We start from the raw sequence: 18,519 nt of genomic DNA, 5'->3' as shown, positions 1-18,519 counted from the left end.
CCCCGGCTCATCAGACTGACTGGACACAACGGCATGCAAAGCAAAACCACGAGGCGAACCTTCGTCAAAGGCCTGGCCGCTACCGGCATCTTGGGTGGACTGGGCATGTGGCGTACGCCGGTCTGGGCAGTGACAAGCCCAGGCCAGCCAAATGTGCTGAGCGGTACCAATTTCGATCTCTCCATCGCGGAGTTGCCGGTGAACATAACCGGTTCATCGCGAATGGCCATGGCCATTAATGGGTCCATCCCCGGCCCCATCCTGCGCTGGCGGGAGGGTGATACCGTCACCCTGCGTGTACGCAACCGGCTGAAGGAGGACACTTCCATCCATTGGCACGGGATCATCCTGCCCGCCAACATGGATGGCGTGCCCGGCCTGAGCTTTCATGGCATCGCTCCCGATGGCATGTATGAATACAGATTCCAGGTTCATCAGAACGGTACCTACTGGTACCACAGTCACTCGGGGTTGCAGGAGCAAGTCGGGGTCTACGGTGCCCTGGTGATTGATGCGAAAGAGCCTGAGTCCTTCAGCTACGACCGCGACTACGTTGTACTGCTGAGCGACTGGACTGACGAAAACCCGGCTCGGGTTTTGGCCAAGCTGAAGAAACAGTCGGACTACTACAACCGTCACAAGCGCACCGTCGGCGATTTCATCGATGACGTGAGCGAGATGGGCTGGTCCGCCGCGGTGGCCGATCGCAAGATGTGGGCCGAAATGAAGATGAGTCCCACCGACCTCGCCGACGTCAGTGGCTATACCTATACCTACCTGATGAACGGCCAGGCGCCGGATGGCAACTGGACTGGCATCTTCAAGCCAGGCGAGAAGATTCGTCTGCGCTTCATCAATGCATCGGCCATGACCTACTTCGACGTGCGCATCCCGGGCCTGAAGATGACGGTGGTGGCGGCCGATGGGCAGTACGTCAAACCGGTCAGCATCGATGAGTTCCGTATCGCCGTGGCCGAGACTTACGACGTGATAGTCGAACCCGAAGGCGAGCAGGCCTATACCATCTTCGCGCAATCCATGGACCGCACCGGCTATTCCAGGGGCACCCTGGCGGTACGTGAAGGTCTGAGCGCGCCTGTTCCGGAAGTTGACCCGCGTCCGCTTATCTCCATGGGGGACATGGGGATGGATCACGGCAGTATGGGCGGCATGGATCACGGAGCTATGCAGGGCGGAATGTCTGAAATGGCCGGCATGGATCACAGCAAGATGGCCGGGATGGACCATAGCAGCATGGCTGGTATGGACCATAGCCAGATGGCAGGAATGGATCATGGCGCAATGCAAGGCGGCATGGCCGGCATGGATCATTCGGCAATGGCGGGCATGGGGGGCGCCATGCAGTCGCATCCCGCCTCGGAGACCAACAACCCTCTGGTCGACATGCAGACCATGACGCCGACGCCCAAGTTGAACGATCCAGGAATCGGCCTGCGCAACAACGGGCGCCATGTTCTGACCTATGCGGACTTGCGCAGCACTTTCCTCGATCCGGATGGCCGTGAGCCGAGCCGCACCATTGAACTGCACCTTACCGGGCACATGGAGAAGTTCTCCTGGTCGTTTGACGGCATCAAATTCTCCGATGCCGAACCGTTGCGGCTCAAGTATGGCGAGCGAGTGCGCATCACTCTGGTCAACGACACCATGATGACTCATCCCATCCACCTGCATGGCATGTGGAGCGATCTGGAAGATGACAAAGGTAACTTCATGGTGCGCAAGCACACCATCGACATGCCGCCAGGATCTAAGCGTAGCTACCGCGTAACCGCTGACGCCCTGGGCCGTTGGGCATATCACTGCCACCTGCTACTTCACATGGAAATGGGCATGTTCCGTGAAGTTCGAGTGGACGAGTAAAGGAGAGATCCAATGAGCAATTTCCTGAAACGAAACGCCCTGCCTGCCGGTGTCGCCATGCTGAGTCTGCTGGGCGCCATGTATGCCCCTGTCTCGCTGGCAGATGAAGGTCACGATGAGCATGCCCAGCACGCGGCTGAAGCGCCTAAGCCAGCAAGTGACAATGCGAGCTCCACCCCCCAAGACAAGCCTGCTCCAACACAGAAGATGGAACATGGTGCGATGGATCATGGTTCCATGAATCATGAAGAGATGGACCACGAGAAAATGACGGATGGGCATGGCGGCGAAGCCGAGGCGGGTTCGAACCATGATCACTAGGCCCACACGAATCTCGCTCGTCGCGCTGACGGTGTCACTGAGCGCACTTAGTGGAGGCTTTACCTTCGCCGCGGAAGAAATGGATCATTCGGCTATGGGCCACGGCTCCATGCCGATGGACCACAGCCAGATGGGTCATGGCGCTGGGCAGCGGCCAATGGAGGGCATGGATCATGATCAGATGCCCAAGGAGCAAGCATCGCCAGCGAAGGCTCCTGCAATCGATCACAGCAAGATGAATCATGGTGCGATGGGCACCATGGATCACTCCCAGATGGGGCATGGCAAGAGCCAGGAAAAAGCTCCAGCTATGGACCACAGCAAGATGGGCCACGGCGCCATGCAAGGGCAGATGGAGGGGATGGATCACAGCACCATGGATCACTCCCAGATGAACCATGGCTCCGCTGAAGCACCGAGAACGACCAGCCGTACGCCTATCCCGGTCCTGACAGACGCCGACCGTCAGGCAGCATTTCCGCCGCTGCCGGGGCACAAGGTGCATGACAGCGCCATCAACAGCTTCTTTCTGCTCGATCAGCTCGAATATCAAGATGCCGATGAAGGCAGCACCTTGGCCTGGGATGCCTCTGGCTGGGTAGGTGGCGACATCAATCGGGTCTGGTTCCGTTCCGAGGGAGAGCGCGCCAACGGCGTGACCGAGGATGCCGAGCTGCAGCTGTTGTATGGGCGCTCAATCGGCCCCTGGTGGGATGTCGTCGCCGGCGTCCGCCAGGACTTCAAGCCAGAGTCGCCACAAACCTGGGCGGCCTTTGGCGTGCAGGGCATGGCGCTCTATGCCTTCGAGGCCGAAGCCACCGCCTTTGTAGGTGAGAACGGCCAGACTGCGGCACGCCTGGAAGGCGACTACGACATTCTGCTGACCAATCGGCTGATTCTCCAACCAACCGCAGAAGTGAATTTTTACGGCAAGAACGACCCAGAGCGGGGCGTCGGCTCGGGGCTAGCCAATACCGAGCTCGGCTTGCGTCTGCGTTACGAGATCGTTCGCCAGTTTGCGCCCTATATCGGTGTGTCTTGGAGTCGTTCCTATGGCAACACCGCGGACCTCGTGCGTGACGAAGGCGAGGATGTTGATGAGGCGCGTTTTGTCGCCGGCATTCGTATGTGGTTTTGAGAGCCTGACATGAAAAAAACAATTACAACCCTGGTGGCAGCGGGTGCTGTTGGTAGCGCTGCGGTACTGGCCGGAGCCTATGCCGGCTTGGTCAATATCGGCGCCGACGATCCCCATTTCCCGGCCGTGCATGCCTTCCTAACTATGGCGCGTGACCGCTCCATCGAAGTGCGCGCCAAGGACATCGAAGTACCCAAGCTGGACGATGAGGCGCTTATCCGCACGGGAGCGGGCAACTACAACGCTATGTGTATTGGTTGCCACCTCGCGCCCGGCGTGGCCAAGACTGAGCTCAGCCAGGCACTTTATCCTGCGCCACCAAATCTCGCCGAAATCGGTGTAGATGGAAACCCGGCAGCTGCCTTCTGGGTCATCAAGCATGGCATCAAGGCCACCGGCATGCCGGCTTGGGGCAAGAGCATGGCTGATGAGTACATCTGGGGCATGGTTGCCTTCCTGAACCAGCTACCGAAGATGGACGCCGAGCGATACCAGACCTTGGTGGCATCCAGTGGCGGCCACGAGCACGGTGGCGGGGAAAGCCAGATGCACAACCATGAAGGGCAGCATGGCGGTAACAAGCCTGACCACCATGGCGATGCCGCCGCTGGTGAAGACCATCATGGCTCTGGGGCGTCTGAGGCAGCGCCCGGACATCATGATTCGGCACCTGCAGATCACCATGGCGGGGCTGCCCCAAGCTCTGATCATCATGCAGGGGAAGCTTCCTCTGGCGATGAGGGTAGCTCCGGTGCTCACCACTCTGAGCAACCCCCGAAAGCTGCCCCTAAGACCCATACCCACAGCGATGGCAAAGAGCACGTCCATGAAAGTTAAAAGCAAAGGCGCGCGCCTGGCTACCCTGGCGGCTTTGTTCACCATCGCTTCCGTGCAGGCCGCCGAGTCTATGACCATCGATGTGCATCGGGATGCCAATTGCGGTTGCTGCAAGAAGTGGATCTCGCACCTTGAAGCGAGCGGTTTCAAGGTCATTGATCACGTCGAAGGCGACATGACTTCGGTCAAGCAGAAACTGGGCGTCGCTCCGCGACTGGCGTCATGTCATACCGCGGTGATTGACGGAAAATTCGTCGAAGGTCATGTGCCAGCAGCGCAGGTGGTCGAGCTCACCAAGCGCAACGACTTGGTCGGCATCGCTGTACCCGGAATGCCGGCCGGTTCTCCAGGAATGGAAGTGGGAGGCGTGCAGCATGCCTACCAAGTCATCGGTCTGACTAAAACCGGGGCTGAGCAGATCGTCGCCGAATACCCCGCCCAGTAACTTGCTGCACAGCCAGACGCCTGGTCGACATTCCAATGAGTGACGTCTAGGGCATCTGCGCCTATAAAAAAGCGCCCGATTGGGCGCCGAGGGCTGTCTCCAAAACCAAAGGAGCACTCTAGGGGACAGCAGCTTAGTAGGTAGAGCGGCAGTAGGCCGCTCTACCTACTGAGTTAAAGAACTTCTAACGGGTATTCGACGATGAGGCGGAACTCATCTAGATCCGATTCGAAGTCGGTAGCTCGAGTTGTGGCCTGCCGAAAGCGGAATGACATGTCCTTCAACGAACCGGTCTGCATGACGTATTTGACCTCGATGTCACGCTCCCAGCGTTTCTGATCGGTGAGCGGAGCACCATTGTCATCACGTCTCATGTAGACCTCGTTGGCATTGCTGTAGTCGGCATCCCAGCCGTGCGCATAACGAGTCATGAAGCTCAGGCCCGGCATACCAAACGACGCCATGTCCACGTCATAGCGCACTTGCCACGACTTTTCCTTTGGGGAGTTGAAGTCGCTGTACTGGATTGAGTTATCGAGGTAGATGGAGTCGGACTGTCGCAGGTAATCGAAGTCGTCATTGCCATTGTTCCGCTGGAGACCTACCAGCACAGTGTGCGCTCCGACCTGGAGGCCGACCTTGCCGCTCCAAATGTTGTTATCAAAACTGCCGAGGAGCTGCTTCCCTTGGTCGACGGCCTTGTAGTAATTCAAACCACCAATCAGGGCGACATCATCCGCAAGCGGGTAGCTCCAAGTACTGCCCGCGTAGTATTGGCTCCAGGCATCTTTGAGGCGGCTGGTGTAAAGGCTGAAGCCAACGTTGTCGTTGAGCGTGTAATCCCCTCCGAAGTAGGCGATCCACGGAGAGTCGACTTCGCCTGCGTAGAAGGTTGCGAAGCCATCTCGCATGCTGCTGGAGTTTGGTTGGCTCATCGAGTGCAGCCTCCCACCCTGGAGAGCCAAGCCGTCGAGACTGGTGTTGGATACGGTGACGCCGCGGAAACTTTCCGGCAGCAGTCGCGAATCGCCGTACTGCACGACAGGCGTCACAGGGAATACATCGCCCACTTTGATCTCAGTGTCGAGAAAGCGAGTCTTTACGGCGCCGCCGAGCTTGGAGTAATTGTCCTCGGCCTGGCCGAGACTGTTGTAGGGCATGACATCGACCGAGCCACCCGCTCCTGAACGGCCGTCACCCGAGTCAAGCTTGATTCCAAGCATGGCGAATGCGTCGACGCCAAAGCCAATGGTGCCCTGCGTGAAGCCCGACTCGAAGCGGCCTATGACACCGTGGGCCCATTCTTCGGAGTAGCCGTTTCCGCTGCTACTTGATTGGCCTTTGCGGAAATCACGGTTGAAGTAGAGATTCCGATTGAGGATGCTCAGACTACTTCCTTCGATAAATCCCTCTTTGTTTTCCTCGGCGGCCATTGCAGCCTGCCCAACGCTGACGCTCAAGGCGATCAGAGAAAGTCCCAACAGAGACTTGTTGTTCATAAAACGCTCCTGATGCTTTTTGGCAGTTTTAATTGTGAATTTGTATATGTGCCCAAGCGTTCCGGTTAAGCGGCACGCTTTCGACATACTTCCACATGCCAAATAACGCCAAGGTGACCTGAAAATTACTTTTTCGTCAGTTGCGCGTCATTAATTCCTATTTCTAGCTCCCGCGGTTCTTGCCTTAGTGGGCGAACAGGTATGGCCAGAAAGTTACTATGAACTTATAAACTGCGCAGGGAGTCCTAGACATGAGCGATTGAGGCTCATCCACTTCGGGATAATAAGCACATCATTCTGGGGTGCCTCTCCCGACCTTTTCCGGAGATTCACTATGTTACAACCACACGACAACCTTAATGTTGGCCGCTTTACGCTGTCGGCCTGTGCGATGGCGATTGTCGCTATGTCCCTGTTAGTAACGCCTACCTGGACGAATGCTAACGAATCTGCAGATGCCAAGAATGCAGGGCATATGCAGGATGGCATGTCGATGACCGGCGACGCGGATTACGACTTCGCAGCGAATATGCGGATGCACCATCAGATGGGCGTAGATATGGCGAAAACCGAGCTCAAAAATGGCAAAGACGCAGAGATGCGCCGTATGGCTGAGGACATCATTACCGCGCAACAGAAAGAAATCGCCGCACTCGATCAATGGCTGAAGGCGCGCAAAAAGCCATGAACCAGGTGTCCTGAAGCCTAATCTTGCAAGGCTCAATCATGCCTGCTCAGTGTCGTGTGTTGTCGGGCCGGCTGATCTGGACCACGGAGAAAAATCTATGGCTACTTCTGCCGTCAAGCGTGCGACACCCGTGTTCGTGGAAGTCGGCAGGGCTCTGCTAGCCCGTAACTTTCGTAGATGCGACGCTGGCTGTTCGGCAGCTCATAGAAACCTGCCGCGCCGAGCAAAGTCCACCCGCGGCTTCTGTCTTTCAGGACGTCCCCGCCTGTGGGCAGAACGTACCGAAATATGGAGAGCGATGATGACACATACCCAGTTTCATTCCTGTATCCAAGCCTGCATAGACTGTGCTCTTTCCTGTGAGAGCTGCGCGTCAGCCTGCCTAGGTGAGGGCGATGTGCAGATGATGGCTAAGTGCATCCAGCTTGATCGAGATTGCGCAAGTTTCTGCACTCTCGCGGCCATTCTGATGAGCCGTCAAAGTACATACGCTAAAACCTTCTGCAGATTGTGCGCAGAAGTGTGCAGGGCCTGCGGAGAGGAATGCAGCAAACATCAATCCGATCATTGTCAGGAGTGCGCGAAAGCCTGCCTCGCCTGTGCAGAAGAATGTGAGCGAATGGCGGCTTAGCTGCCCGAGGGCGATGCACTTAATGCTGCATCGCCCTCCATAAGGCCTTACTCGTTTATTTTATTGGCTGTTTTCAGCTCAGCCTTCAGGGCGGTCAATTAGAAGCCCAATTTCTGCAAATATACTACGACTTACAAGCGCCCTTGCCATTTAATAAACGATTTGGCCTGACCGAGTCACACCAAGTAAAGCTTGCCTGCAGGCAATTTAAACAGGCTTATTATCTAACGACACCAAGATTGAAAGCTGCAAGCGAAGCTCAGAGGTGAATAATCAATGCAGTTATTTCGCGCCACATCGATTAATCTCGATACTTACATGAACTAACTCTTCGTGAATGCTCAACTGTTGTCTGAAGTAGTCCGGCTCGGCGCTATCCTTGACGGCAAGCGCGAGGTTGCATGCGTACTTCCCCTTGCCGACACGCCAGACGTGTAGGTCAGTGATAGTGGCTAGGATGGGACTTGCCTCAATAACTTCCCTGATTTCCGCGACCACTGGGGCATCCATTTCCGCATCGAGCAGAATGCACCCGGTGTCCCGCAGTAACCCATAAGCCCAGATCGCAACCAGTCCAGCACCGACGATCCCCATCACCGGGTCGAGCCAGCTAGCGCCCCAAAATTTGCCACCGGTGAGGGCAAGGATGGCGAGTATCGAAGTCGCAGCGTCTGCCACGACGTGCAAATAGGCAGAGCGCAGATTCAGGTCGTGATGGTGATCATGAGCGCCATGCTCATGGTGATGGCCATGTTCGTGGTGGTGGGCATGGCCATCTTTGAGTAACCACGCACAGGCGAGATTCACCAGCAAGCCAACGGCAGCGATCGCGATGGCTTGATCGTAGTGAATCGGTGACGGTGAGATCAGACGCTCAACTGATTGGTAGAGCATGAGCATGGCCACCCCCACGAGGAAGATTGCGCTGGTAAAGCCGCCCAGCACCTCAATTTTCCACGTGCCGAAGGCAAACCGCGTATCGCTGGCAAAGTGTCGGGCCGCCGCGTAGGCCAGCACTGAAAGGCCCAGCGCTAGAGCGTGTGAGCTCATATGCCAGCCATCGGCCAGGAGCGCCATCGAGTTATACAGCCAGCCGCCGACAATCTCCGCCACCATCATCGTGGCGGTCAGAAGCACGGCCCAGCGGGTGTTTCTTTCGGCCAGCGGGTTGCCCTCATCAAAGACGTGGGAGTGTTGCCAGCGATTGGCGGGGGCGGGGGCGGGAGACTGCATTCTGGGTGTCCTTCAAGTAGCTCTAATATACTATACCCCAGTATACCAATCTCTTAAGGTGCCCCATGGCTCATACGGCTAAATCGCAAAAACAACTCCTGACTCGTGTGCGACGTATCAAGGGGCAGGCGCAGGCTTTGGAAAAGGCGCTGGAACAGGAAAGTGAATGCGCCGCGATTCTTCAGCAGATCGCCGCGATCCGGGGTGCGGTTAATGGGCTAATGGCTGAAGTGCTAGAGGGGCACATCCGCGAACACTTGGGGGCAGATGATGTTTCCCCGCAACAGCGGCACGAGGACTTGGAGCAAGTCGTTGGTGTACTCCGCTCCTACCTGAAGTAGGGCAATCCAACGAACCCAGGCCAATCACTGAAACCTCATAGCTGTCTCGGATTGGCCCAAGTGAAGGATGACGATCTATGAAGGGGTACCGTTTGCTTTGGTATGTCTCCGCATCAGCCAAAAGGCGGCCGGCAACACCAGCATGGACATCAGTGGTGCGGTGATCATGCCTCCGACCATGGGCGCGGCGATGCGCTTCATGACCTCCGAGCCAGCGCCACCTCCCCACAGGATCGGCAGCAGCCCGGCGATGATCACGGCCACAGTCATCACCTTGGGCCTGACACGCAGCACCGCGCCTTCGCGAATCGCCTCAAGCAGTGCCGCAGAGTCGTTGCGCCCAGCAGCCACGCGTGCATGCCAGGCGTTCTTCAGATACAGCAGCATGATCACCCCGAATTCGGCTGAGACTCCGGCCAAGGCGATGAAGCCGACCCCTGTGGCCACCGACAGGTTGAAGCCGAACCAGTAGAGCAGCCAGATACCACCCGACAGGGCGAAGGGCAGGGTGGCCATGATCAACAAGGCCTCGCTGAAGCGGCTGAAGGTCAGGTTGAGCAGCACGAAGATGATCAACAGGGTTGCCGGTACCACCCAGGTCAGTCGGGCATTGGCGCGTTCCAGGAACTCGAACTGACCGGAGTAGGAGACGGTCATGCCTGCGTCCAGTTGGACGCGCTCGGTGACCCGCTGCTGTAACTCACGCACTGTCGATGCCAGGTCCCGGCCGCGGACATCGACATAGACCCAGCCCGAGAGACGCCCGTTCTCGCTACGCAGCATCGGTGGACCATCAGTCAGGCTGATCTGGGCGACAGTCCCTAATGTAATTTGCTGGCCCGTCGCGGTCAGAATCGGTAACCGCCGCAAAGCCTCCGGGCTGTCCCGCCACTCCCTGGGATAGCGCAGGCTAATCGGGAAGCGGGCCAGCCCCTCGACCGTTTCGCCGATGTTGCTGCCGCCGATGGCCCCCGACACCATTGACTGCACGTCGGCGATGCTCAGGCCATAGCGCGCTGCGGCCAGGCGATCGATCTGGATGTCCACGTAACGGCCGCCAGTAAGGCGCTCTGCCAGTGCGGAGCTTACCCCGGGCACATCCTTGGCCACGGCTTCGATATCACGGGTGAGGCGCTCAATATCGGCCAGCGAGGTGCCGGCAACCTTGACCCCAATCGGGCTCTTGATCCCCGTCGCCAGCATGTCGATGCGGTTACGAATCGGCGGAACCCAGATGTTGGACAGCCCCGGAACTTTCACCGCCTGATCCAGTTCCTCGATGAGCTTTTCCGACGTCATTCCCGGGCGCCACTGCTCACGCGGCTTGAATTGCACCGTGGTCTCGAACATCTCCAGCGGCGCTGGGTCGGTAGCGGTTTCCGCCCGCCCGGCCTTGCCGAACACCCGCGCCACTTCCGGCACCGTGAGGATCATCCGGTTGGTCTGCTGCAGCAGTTGTGTTGCCTTGCTTGCAGGCAAGCCGGGCAGGGCCGACGGCATATACAAAAGATCGCCCTCGTCCATGGGCGGTAGGAACTCGCCACCCAGTCTGCTGAGGGGCCAGAGGCTGGAGAGGAAGACCAGCAAGGCCATAGCAAGCGTGGCCTTGGGCCAGGCCAGAACAAACTCCAGCACCGGCCGGTAAGCATTGATCAGCCAGCGGTTCAAAGGATTTTGCTGCTCGCTGGGGATATGCCCGCGAATCCAGTAGCCCATCAGCACCGGCACCAGGGTGACCGATAGTCCGGCAGCGGCCGCCATGGCATAGGTCTTGGTAAAGGCCAGCGGACCGAAGAGTCGGCCTTCCTGGGCCTCCAGTGTGAAGACGGGGAGGAAGGACAGGGTGATGATCAGCAAGCTGAAGAACAATGCTGGCCCGACTTCGGCCGCGGCTTCGCCAATCACCCGCCAGTGCGCCTCGCCATGGAGCTGATTATCAGGATTACGGGCCTTCCAGGCCTCGATGTGCTTGTGGGCGTTCTCGATCATCACCACCGCGGCATCGACCATGGCGCCAATGGCGATGGCGATGCCGCCAAGCGACATGATGTTGGCGTTGATGCCCTGGTAGCGCATGACGATGAAGGCCATCAGGATGCCCAAGGGCAGGGTGATGATCGCTACCAGCGACGAGCGCAGATGCCAGAGGAAGATCAGGCAAACCAGGGCGACCACCACGAACTCTTCCAGCAGCTTGTAGCTGAGGTTGTCGATGGCGCGCTTTATCAGTTGGGAGCGATCATAGGTGGTAACCACCTCGACGCCGGCGGGCAGGCTGGCTTTCAAGGCATCCAGTTTGGCCTTCACCGCCTGGATGGTGTCCTGGGCATTCTTGCCAGAGCGCAGAATGACCACGCCGCCGACCACTTCGCCGTGGCCGTCCAGCTCGGCAATGCCTCGGCGCATCTCCGGCCCAAGTTGAATGGTGGCCACCTGGCCCAACAGCACCGGAACCCCGCTTGCTGTGGCCCGCAGCGGCACATTGCGAAAGTCTTCCAGACTCTGCAGATAGCCTGAGGCTCGCACCATATACTCACGCTCCGCCAGCTCCAGGATGGCACCACCGGTTTCCTGGTTGGCACTCTTCAGGGCTGCCTCGATCTCTTGTTGAGTCACGCCATAGGCCACCAATTTCTGGGGGTCGAGCACGACCTGGTACTGCTTGACCATGCCACCGAGGGTGGCCACCTCGGCGACGTTGGGGAGGCTCTTCAGCTCGTATTTGAGAAACCAATCCTGCAGCGCACGTAGTTGGGCGAGGTCATGCTTGCCGCTGCGGTCGACTAGGGCGTACTGGTAGATCCAGCCCACGCCGGTGGCGTCCGGCCCCAGGGTAGTGGTTACGCCCTCGGGCAGGCGCTCCTGGGCCTGGTTGAGGTACTCCAGTACCCGCGAGCGCGCCCAGTAGAGGTCAGTACCGTCCTCGAACAGCACGTAGACGAAGGAGTCACCGAAGAACGAGTAGCCGCGTACCGTCTTCGCCCCCGGCACCGAGAGCATGGTGGTGGCCAGCGGGTAGGTCACCTGGTTCTCGATGATCTGCGGCGCCTGGCCGGGAAAGCTGGTTCTGATGATGACCTGGGTATCGGACAGATCCGGCAGTGCATCCAGCGGCGTGCTGCGCAGCGACCAGAGGCCCAGCGCGGTGATGAACAAGGTCGCCAGCAGCACCAGGAAGCGATTGCCGATCGACCAGTGAATCAGGCGCTCGATCATGGCTGGCCTCCTTCCTTGCTGAGCAGCTCGATCAGCAGGCCGGAGTCCGTCTGCCGGGCACCGATGCGCACCCGGTCCCCGGGCTCGAGGCCGGCGGCCACCTCTGGGCTGGCCAGCGGAAACGCCATGGTCATGCCGGGCATGTTCAGGCTCTCGAAGGGCCCGTGCTCCAGGGTGACCTGCTGCGCATCCAGGGCGCGAATCACGCCATGGGACTCATGCAGCCTCTTCGTACTGTCCTGTTCCGCGCTGCTGGCCATGACACCTTGGAGGCTGGCTTCCGAATCGATCAGGAACTGGCCAGAGGTGACGACCGCCTGTCCTTCCTCAAGGCCAGACAACACCTCCAGGCGTCCATCGGCTTCGCGGCCCAGGGTGATTTCCTGTGGGCGGTAGCGCCCGTCGCCGTCGGCCAGCATCACCAGTGCCCGTTTGCCGGTACGGATTACCGCCTCACTTGGCACAAGCAGCGCGGGCTGCTCGACTCCACTGTTCAGGCTCACGGACGCAAACATACCGGGGCGTAGCTTGCCAGCAGGGTTGGGCAATTCGCTGCGCACGGTGACCGTACGCGTTTGCGGGTCTGCACTCGGCAACAAGGCGATAATCCGGCCTTGTAGCGGTTGCCCAGGGAAGGCTGTCAGGGTGGCGCGGATATCGGCCCCAATTTGAACCGTTCCAGCCATTGCTTCGGGTATCGCCGCATCGAGCCAGACCGTGGACAGCCCATTGACCCGCGCCAGATCCTGCCCGGCTTCGACGGTCATCCCAGCGCGTACCTCCAAGGCTTGGAGCTCGCCGCTGATAGGTGTGGTGAGGGTTTGCACCGCTCGTGGTATGCCGCTGCGTCGAACCTGTTCGATCAGCGTTTGCGGCATGCCCAGCAGGCGCAGTCGTTCCTGGCCTGCGGCGATTAGGCGGGTATCACCGGTGAGCAGTACCGCCAGGAACTCCAGCTGGGCTGCGGACCATTCGGGAATCAGGAGGTCGACGAGAGGCGTGCCGGCGGGCAGTACATCGCCCGGAGCACGCCCGTAGATTCGCTCGACGAATCCGCCAGCGCGGGCCTGGAGGTTTGCCACCTCGCGCTGGTTGTAGGCCAAAGAGCCGACCGCTTCGATACTGGAGGGAAGTACCCCGCGGACCACCTTTGAGGTTCGCATCCCAAGGTTTTGCACGGCTTGAGCGGGCACGCTCAGGGCAGACGACTCCTGTGCAGCCCCCGCGTACTTGGGGACAAGTTCCATATCCATGAAGGGTGATTTGCCCGGTTTATCGAAGCGCTGCTCCGGCTGCATCGGGTCGTACCAGTAGAGCACTTTGCGCTCATTCGGCTGCGTGCTGCTTGGCATGACGTTATGTCCGGCCTGCCTCTGGGCCAGCCAGTAGCCACCGCCTGCCGCCGCAATCCCAACGGCCAGCATGGCGACCGCAAAACCAAATGCCGAAACCTTCATTTCAGTCCCTCCACATACGCGTAATACAGGCTTGCGGAGAGCTGGCTCAGCTTGCGCTGCTGTTCGATCTGCCGCAGCTGCGCCTCGATCAGATCGCGCTTGGCGGTGATGACGGATGTCAGCTGGCTGTTGCCGGCCTGGTAGGCGGCCAGTTCGAGATCAGAGCGTTTGCTAGCCAGCGGGATCACAGTGCTTTCGGTGCGCGTCAGGGTTCTGCGAAGTTGGTCAAGCTCAGCCAGGCCGCTTTCCAGCTCGGCCTGATGGGCCCGCAGCAGCACTTCCTGCTCGGCTTCCATCTGCGCCACGCTCTGCTGCTTGGCGTTGATCTTGGGCCCCTGGCGGGTGCCAACAAACATCGGAAGGTCGAAGGTGAACTGCACCATCACCATGTCGCCGAACTGGTTGTCGCGGTTGTTGTAGGCAAGCTCAACACCCCAGTCAGGCGTCTTCTCGGCGATCGCCTCGTCCAGCTCAGCGCTGGCCTCGCCAACCCGGGCCGATGCTGCTCGCAAGTCGGGATGCTGAGCCAAGCGGTGGTGCAAATGCGGAGCTTCAAGGCTCAGGTTGGGCACGTTGCCGGTCAGAGGTTGATCGGCCTCGTTGCCGATCCAGCGCCGCAGCTTGGCCCGAGCGATCGCCACATCGCGATTCAGCTCATCTCGCCGATCCTGCAGTGCCAGAGCTTCTTGGTCGGCCTGCAACAGCTCACCAGGCTGAACGCTGCCGCCGGCGATCAGCGATTGCACCGTCGAGCGGAGCATGTCGATCTGCTGCTCCAGTTGATCGAAGAGGCCAACACTGCGTTCGGCGTAGTAGACATCCAACCAGCTCAATGCCGTCTGGCGCTTGATCTCCAACTGCATGGCACGTTGCTCGGCTTCGGCCCGCGTCATGGAGGCTTCGGCCAGTTGGCGACGGGCCAGACGCTTGTCGCTGTTGGGGACCTCCTGCATGAGTCCAATGCGGCGCATGGTCATGGAGTCACGATTCAGGGTGTAACGGTCAGGGCCTTCGATCGGCAGGTTGTCGATGCCTAGAATCAGCTTGGGATCGGGCAGGGCGTCTGCGGGCCCTACAGCCTGCTGTGCCGATTCCACTTGCGCCTGGCGCGCGAGGTTCTCAGGGGCACTCTGCTCGGCCAGAGCTTGGGCTCGTTCGAAGGTTAGGGGCTGCGCCTGCGCGGCAAGCCAGGGAGCTGCCCAGAATGCGGCAGCCAACACGCCGAGATAGCCACGGCGTGGGAAAAGGAAAGTGGACATGCTTTCGCCTCCAATGCGATTGATCGAGGTCGAGACAACGAAACGTGGCCGCGACGATGCGCCTGACTGTAAGGCGCGTGATGATCACTGCATTAGACGAAACGAGGAGGGCGCCAGAGTCCTGCAGGCTCTCGCTTAATCACCGACTGGGTCAGCAATATTTCGGGGCGTGAGAGGAGAGGGGATATGCTCTTGATCACGGTGGTCTGGAGAAGCCCTCCGGTTTTGCATTCCTGACCGGACTTGCAGGGGGACTTACTGGCCAGCCCATCGGACTTGTCCATTTGTTCGCAGCAAGGAGCATCAGCCGTTGCATGGTTCTGATGATCGGCGCTCTGCATCGGGCAAGGTTGTGCCGGCATGCTGAAAGCCACACCGCCGAAGGTCGGCAGCACGAGGCTAGCAATCATTAGCAGGATCAATCCAATCCGACGCACAGCAATTCACCAGGCGGGGCGATAGGGCGACGATAGCAGATTGCCCCGAGGCATGAGCGTTCCTTTTGACGATAACAGCACTTCGTTGATTTGGATCAAATAGAGTGTCATTCGGAGTAGGGTGCGGAAAACAGAGGAACTATCAGGTGATTGCATCACATAGCGCCAGCTGGCACGGCAAAGCCTGGGTATCTCCAGGTTTCGGGGTGTTTTTAGGGCAGGTAGGCAATCATGATTGGCACCGCCACATGGCTCACCAGATCACCATTGGTATCAACCACGACTTGACGGTGACTACACCTGGTAGCCACGTCACGGCCCGAGCCATTTGCATTCAAGCGGGCGTCACTCATCGAATCGAAGCAGTCGAGGTTATTTCGATTTACCTTGATGCACTTTCTGAGGAGGCACGGGCATTCACTGCCTCTACGAGCATCTTGCCTATCGATGTGCAAAGCATTTTGTCTCTGCAGACACTATTGGCAACTCCCTGTATCACCGCACAGAAAATGCGGGGAGCGGTTCGCCAATTTCTTAATCTCACCGATCTACCAATCATCGATCCACGGCTGCAACTTGTCCTGGAAGCCTTGAACGAGCCCACCAATGGCAGACAAGAACTGGCAGATCTGATGCACCTGTCGACGACTCGCTTTTCTCATTGGTTTGTTGAACAGACTGGCTTGCCATTGCGCAGCTACCGTAAGTGGCTTCGCCTGGTCGCTGCGTTACAACTCATTACTGCTGGCCAAAGTCTGACAGGGGCCGCCCATGCAGCAGGATTCTCGGATTCCGCGCACTTTTCTCGCACCTTTCGCAGCCTCTTTGGCCTCGATCCTTCTTCAGCTCTGAGCCAGGTCAGTCTCAGCAGCTGAGATCAGCTTTTTTGTTCAAGCCAGAACCCTGGGGGCCGCTTAACGTAGGGTCATCAAGAAGAGGGGGCCGCATGATGAACAATTGCTTAAGATTCATGATCCGCTGGTTCAGCTATCCCGTCATATTTGGCGGTACGGCTGGCTGGATGATCTGGCAGCTATACGAGGGCTTGCCATATTGGCCCAGCACAGCCCTGATTGCCGTAGTCGGAATTATTCTGGTCGCCATGCTGGAGCGTCTACAACCGTTCCGTCAGAGCTGGCTTGCCGACCACCACGATACACTGACCGATCTGCTCCACCTGATCGTGAATCTGTCCGTCATCCAGTTCACCGCTGCGGTTCTGGCTCGGCTGGGCGATTGGGTGCCTGACGCTGCGCGTACCTTCCCAACGGATCTGCCGCTGTGGTGCAAGCTACTCATCGTAGCCATGGTTTTGGATCTCAGTCTCTACGGCATGCACCGACTCAGCCACTACGTGCCTTGGCTATGGCACCTGCATGAACCCCATCACAGTGCAGAGCGACTTTACTGGATGAATGGCGAGCGTCGACATCCACTACACGCGGCGATCATGGCGGGCCCTGGACTCTTGGTGCTCTTCGCGATGGGAACACCTTCATCTCTCGTCGCAACCTGGTTTGGCATCCTGACAGTACATCTTGCATTTCAGCATTCCAATCTGGACTACTCGCTAGGCTGGATGAGCAATGTGATTGGCGTTGCTGAGACACACCGCTGGCACCACAAGCGTGAGTTTGAAGATGCTCAGGTTAACTTCGGCGAGTTCTTGCTCCTGTGGGATCACCTGTTTAGGACCTTCTACGCTGGAACAGACAAGCTCGGCGATGCCCAGGTAGGGCTACAAGAGCGTGACTACCCAACGGCATATGGGGCTCAACTGGTAGCTCCGTTTAAGCGGATGTCCCAAACTCGCCGGACTCGCAACACTCATTCGGCACGAAGCTAGCCAGAGTCCGGTAAACCAGAAGCGGGTGGAGCTGGTTGAATCCCAGACCCCATCCGTTGGTGTGGAAGCTTTGTTGGTGCCTCTAGAACTCAGCCTATCAGCGGTCTCGATGCATTTCAGGCATTGCCTTCAAAAGCCCCAATGAAGTCTAAGTTGCCTCCGGTATTGGCGCCCGTGCTGCGACCGCTGTGCATGTTGAATATGCCGGAGATGCGCAGTCACCGCCTGCGTCGCGAATTCGTCACCACTTATCTTGCTCGAGATCAAGCGCCAGGCTGGCCGCAGGATGATGGCAACGTCCATGGTGACACAGAGGAGGTAGAGCCCTCGGGGCAAGCGCGGCAGGGCTATGGGGCAGGCCATAGCCCTCTGCACTACACTGCCAATAGTGTTTAGTTCTCCACGGACGGAAGAAACTTTGCTCGATTACTTTGAACTGGGTTTATTGATTTTTGTTGGGTTGGTACTGTTTTACGGGATGATTGTTATCCATGACATCCCTTGCGAAATTGCCAGGCAGCGCAACCACCCCCATCAGGATTCGATCCATGCCGCCGGCTGGGTCAGTATGTTCACATTGCATGCACTCTGGCCGTTCCTGTGGATATGGGCGACCCTTTACCGGGAAGACCGCGGCTGGGGCTTTGGCGATGGCAGCCCGCAAAGCCGTGTCGTTCGCCTAGAGCAACAAGTAGCTGAACTACAACAGCGTATCGAACGGTTGGAGGAGTATGCAGGGGAGGCACTAGATTCGGGTGAGATCGATTCCTGCGAGAGAATCTGAGCGATGGACTTTTGCGCGTACTCACCGTCTTAGGTGATTTGTCGATCAATATCGTGATCGTCTCGGATTGAGTCGATCTGCCGTCAGGCACCGCAGGTCGTACGGACAACAGTAATCAGGACATTCACTATGTCCGCCTAATCGCATGAGCCTCGTTGGGTACCAAGGCTGTGGATGACAGCTTTGTTGGCACCCCTGAGTTCGGCCTTATCAGCGGCCTCGGTGCATATCAGATATTTCCACTATAAGCCGTTATTATTGATGGAAGAGACCAGGAGCGATGTCCCACATTGACTTCCAAGAAGCAGATGGAGTCCCACATTGCCTTCTAAAACACCAACAAAGTCCCAAGTTGCCTTCCAAGGCGATCAAAAAACAGGTCCAATCCGGCCAAAAGTCCCAGACTGCCTACCGCGAAAGGCAATGTCCGATGGTTTGCCTTCTTCAAGGCAAGCTAACGCACATGGCCTATCGTTTAACATAATATATATTATGCGAAGCCT

At 58.3% G+C, this 18,519-nt stretch carries 16 protein-coding genes; 11 read left to right on the top strand and 5 right to left on the bottom strand.

Annotated elements, in window-relative coordinates; all coding sequences use genetic code 11:
* Positions 1-33 precede the first annotated feature (33 nt).
* The 5 genes from N7607_RS20520 to N7607_RS20500 are packed head-to-tail and all read left to right on the top strand — an operon-like array spanning position 34 to position 4,625.
* Positions 34-1,884, top strand: a complete 1,851-nt coding sequence (locus N7607_RS20520) for a copper resistance system multicopper oxidase (RefSeq protein WP_187805784.1) — start codon at positions 34-36, stop codon at positions 1,882-1,884.
* Positions 1,885-1,896: 12 nt separating this feature from the next.
* Positions 1,897-2,205 (top strand): hypothetical protein, encoded by a 309-nt coding sequence (locus N7607_RS20515; protein ID WP_187805785.1) that lies wholly within the window; start codon positions 1,897-1,899, stop codon positions 2,203-2,205.
* On the top strand, positions 2,195-3,343 hold the full coding sequence (locus N7607_RS20510; RefSeq protein ID WP_187805786.1) for a copper resistance protein B: 1,149 nt from the start codon (positions 2,195-2,197) through the stop codon (positions 3,341-3,343). Before N7607_RS20515 ends, N7607_RS20510 begins: the two co-directional genes overlap by 11 nt.
* 9 nt (positions 3,344-3,352) lie before the next feature.
* Positions 3,353-4,180 carry a cytochrome c gene (locus tag N7607_RS20505; RefSeq protein WP_187805787.1) on the top strand — a complete coding sequence of 276 codons (828 nt, stop codon included), beginning with the start codon at positions 3,353-3,355 and terminating at the stop codon, positions 4,178-4,180.
* Complete coding sequence (locus N7607_RS20500; protein ID WP_187805788.1) at positions 4,170-4,625, top strand: DUF411 domain-containing protein; 456 nt, start codon at positions 4,170-4,172, stop codon at positions 4,623-4,625. Before N7607_RS20505 ends, N7607_RS20500 begins: the two co-directional genes overlap by 11 nt.
* Before the next feature lie 173 nt (positions 4,626-4,798).
* Here N7607_RS20500 and N7607_RS20495 read toward each other — a convergent pair whose 3' ends face one another.
* Entirely contained in the window at positions 4,799-6,124 is a 1,326-nt protein-coding gene (locus N7607_RS20495; protein WP_187805789.1) for an OprD family porin, read from the bottom strand.
* A gap of 334 nt (positions 6,125-6,458) precedes the next feature.
* Here N7607_RS20495 and N7607_RS20490 point away from each other — a divergent pair, with 334 nt between their 5' ends.
* A complete protein-coding gene (locus N7607_RS20490; protein WP_262410572.1) occupies positions 6,459-6,812 on the top strand; it encodes a DUF305 domain-containing protein in 354 nt (117 codons plus the stop codon).
* 301 nt (positions 6,813-7,113) lie between these two features.
* Positions 7,114-7,443 (top strand): four-helix bundle copper-binding protein, encoded by a 330-nt coding sequence (locus tag N7607_RS20485; RefSeq protein WP_279869053.1) that lies wholly within the window; start codon positions 7,114-7,116, stop codon positions 7,441-7,443.
* 282 nt (positions 7,444-7,725) lie between these two features.
* Here the strand turns inward: N7607_RS20485 and dmeF are convergent, their stop codons facing one another.
* Positions 7,726-8,676 (bottom strand): CDF family Co(II)/Ni(II) efflux transporter DmeF, encoded by a 951-nt coding sequence (gene dmeF, locus N7607_RS20480; protein ID WP_279869054.1) that lies wholly within the window; start codon positions 8,674-8,676, stop codon positions 7,726-7,728.
* 65 nt (positions 8,677-8,741) lie between these two features.
* On the opposite strand from dmeF, the gene N7607_RS20475 reads away from it, so the two are divergent.
* Positions 8,742-9,017, top strand: a complete 276-nt coding sequence (locus tag N7607_RS20475; RefSeq protein ID WP_187805791.1) for a metal/formaldehyde-sensitive transcriptional repressor — start codon at positions 8,742-8,744, stop codon at positions 9,015-9,017.
* Between the two features lie 75 nt (positions 9,018-9,092).
* Here the strand turns inward: N7607_RS20475 and N7607_RS20470 are convergent, their stop codons facing one another.
* From N7607_RS20470 to N7607_RS20460, 3 genes are read right to left on the bottom strand one after another with little or no spacing between them, the layout of a single operon-like run.
* Positions 9,093-12,233, bottom strand: coding sequence for an efflux RND transporter permease subunit (locus N7607_RS20470; protein ID WP_279869056.1), 3,141 nt, complete (start codon positions 12,231-12,233; stop codon positions 9,093-9,095).
* Positions 12,230-13,690, bottom strand: coding sequence for an efflux RND transporter periplasmic adaptor subunit (locus N7607_RS20465; protein WP_279869057.1), 1,461 nt, complete (start codon positions 13,688-13,690; stop codon positions 12,230-12,232). Before N7607_RS20465 ends, N7607_RS20470 begins: the two co-directional genes overlap by 4 nt.
* Positions 13,687-14,949, bottom strand: a complete 1,263-nt coding sequence (locus tag N7607_RS20460) for a TolC family protein (RefSeq protein ID WP_187805794.1) — start codon at positions 14,947-14,949, stop codon at positions 13,687-13,689. Before N7607_RS20460 ends, N7607_RS20465 begins: the two co-directional genes overlap by 4 nt.
* Positions 14,950-15,532: 583 nt before the next feature.
* On the opposite strand from N7607_RS20460, the gene N7607_RS20455 reads away from it, so the two are divergent.
* The 3 genes from N7607_RS20455 to N7607_RS20445 all read left to right on the top strand — a co-directional run bounded on the left by N7607_RS20455 (position 15,533) and on the right by N7607_RS20445 (position 18,016).
* The gene (locus N7607_RS20455) at positions 15,533-16,261 is read left to right on the top strand and encodes a helix-turn-helix transcriptional regulator (protein ID WP_279869058.1); all 729 of its coding nucleotides are present in this window, start codon (positions 15,533-15,535) and stop codon (positions 16,259-16,261) included.
* Between the two features lie 71 nt (positions 16,262-16,332).
* Positions 16,333-17,232, top strand: a complete 900-nt coding sequence (locus tag N7607_RS20450; protein WP_279869060.1) for a sterol desaturase family protein — start codon at positions 16,333-16,335, stop codon at positions 17,230-17,232.
* A gap of 418 nt (positions 17,233-17,650) precedes the next feature.
* Positions 17,651-18,016: a DUF3302 domain-containing protein gene (locus N7607_RS20445; protein WP_279869062.1), complete on the top strand. Its 366-nt coding sequence runs from the start codon at positions 17,651-17,653 to the stop codon at positions 18,014-18,016.
* Positions 18,017-18,519: the final 503 nt, after the last annotated feature.

The organism is Pseudomonas sp. GD04019 (assembly GCF_029837695.1).
Lineage (GTDB): Bacteria > Pseudomonadota > Gammaproteobacteria > Pseudomonadales > Pseudomonadaceae > Aquipseudomonas.
This window is presented reverse-complemented; position numbering and strand designations above follow the sequence as displayed.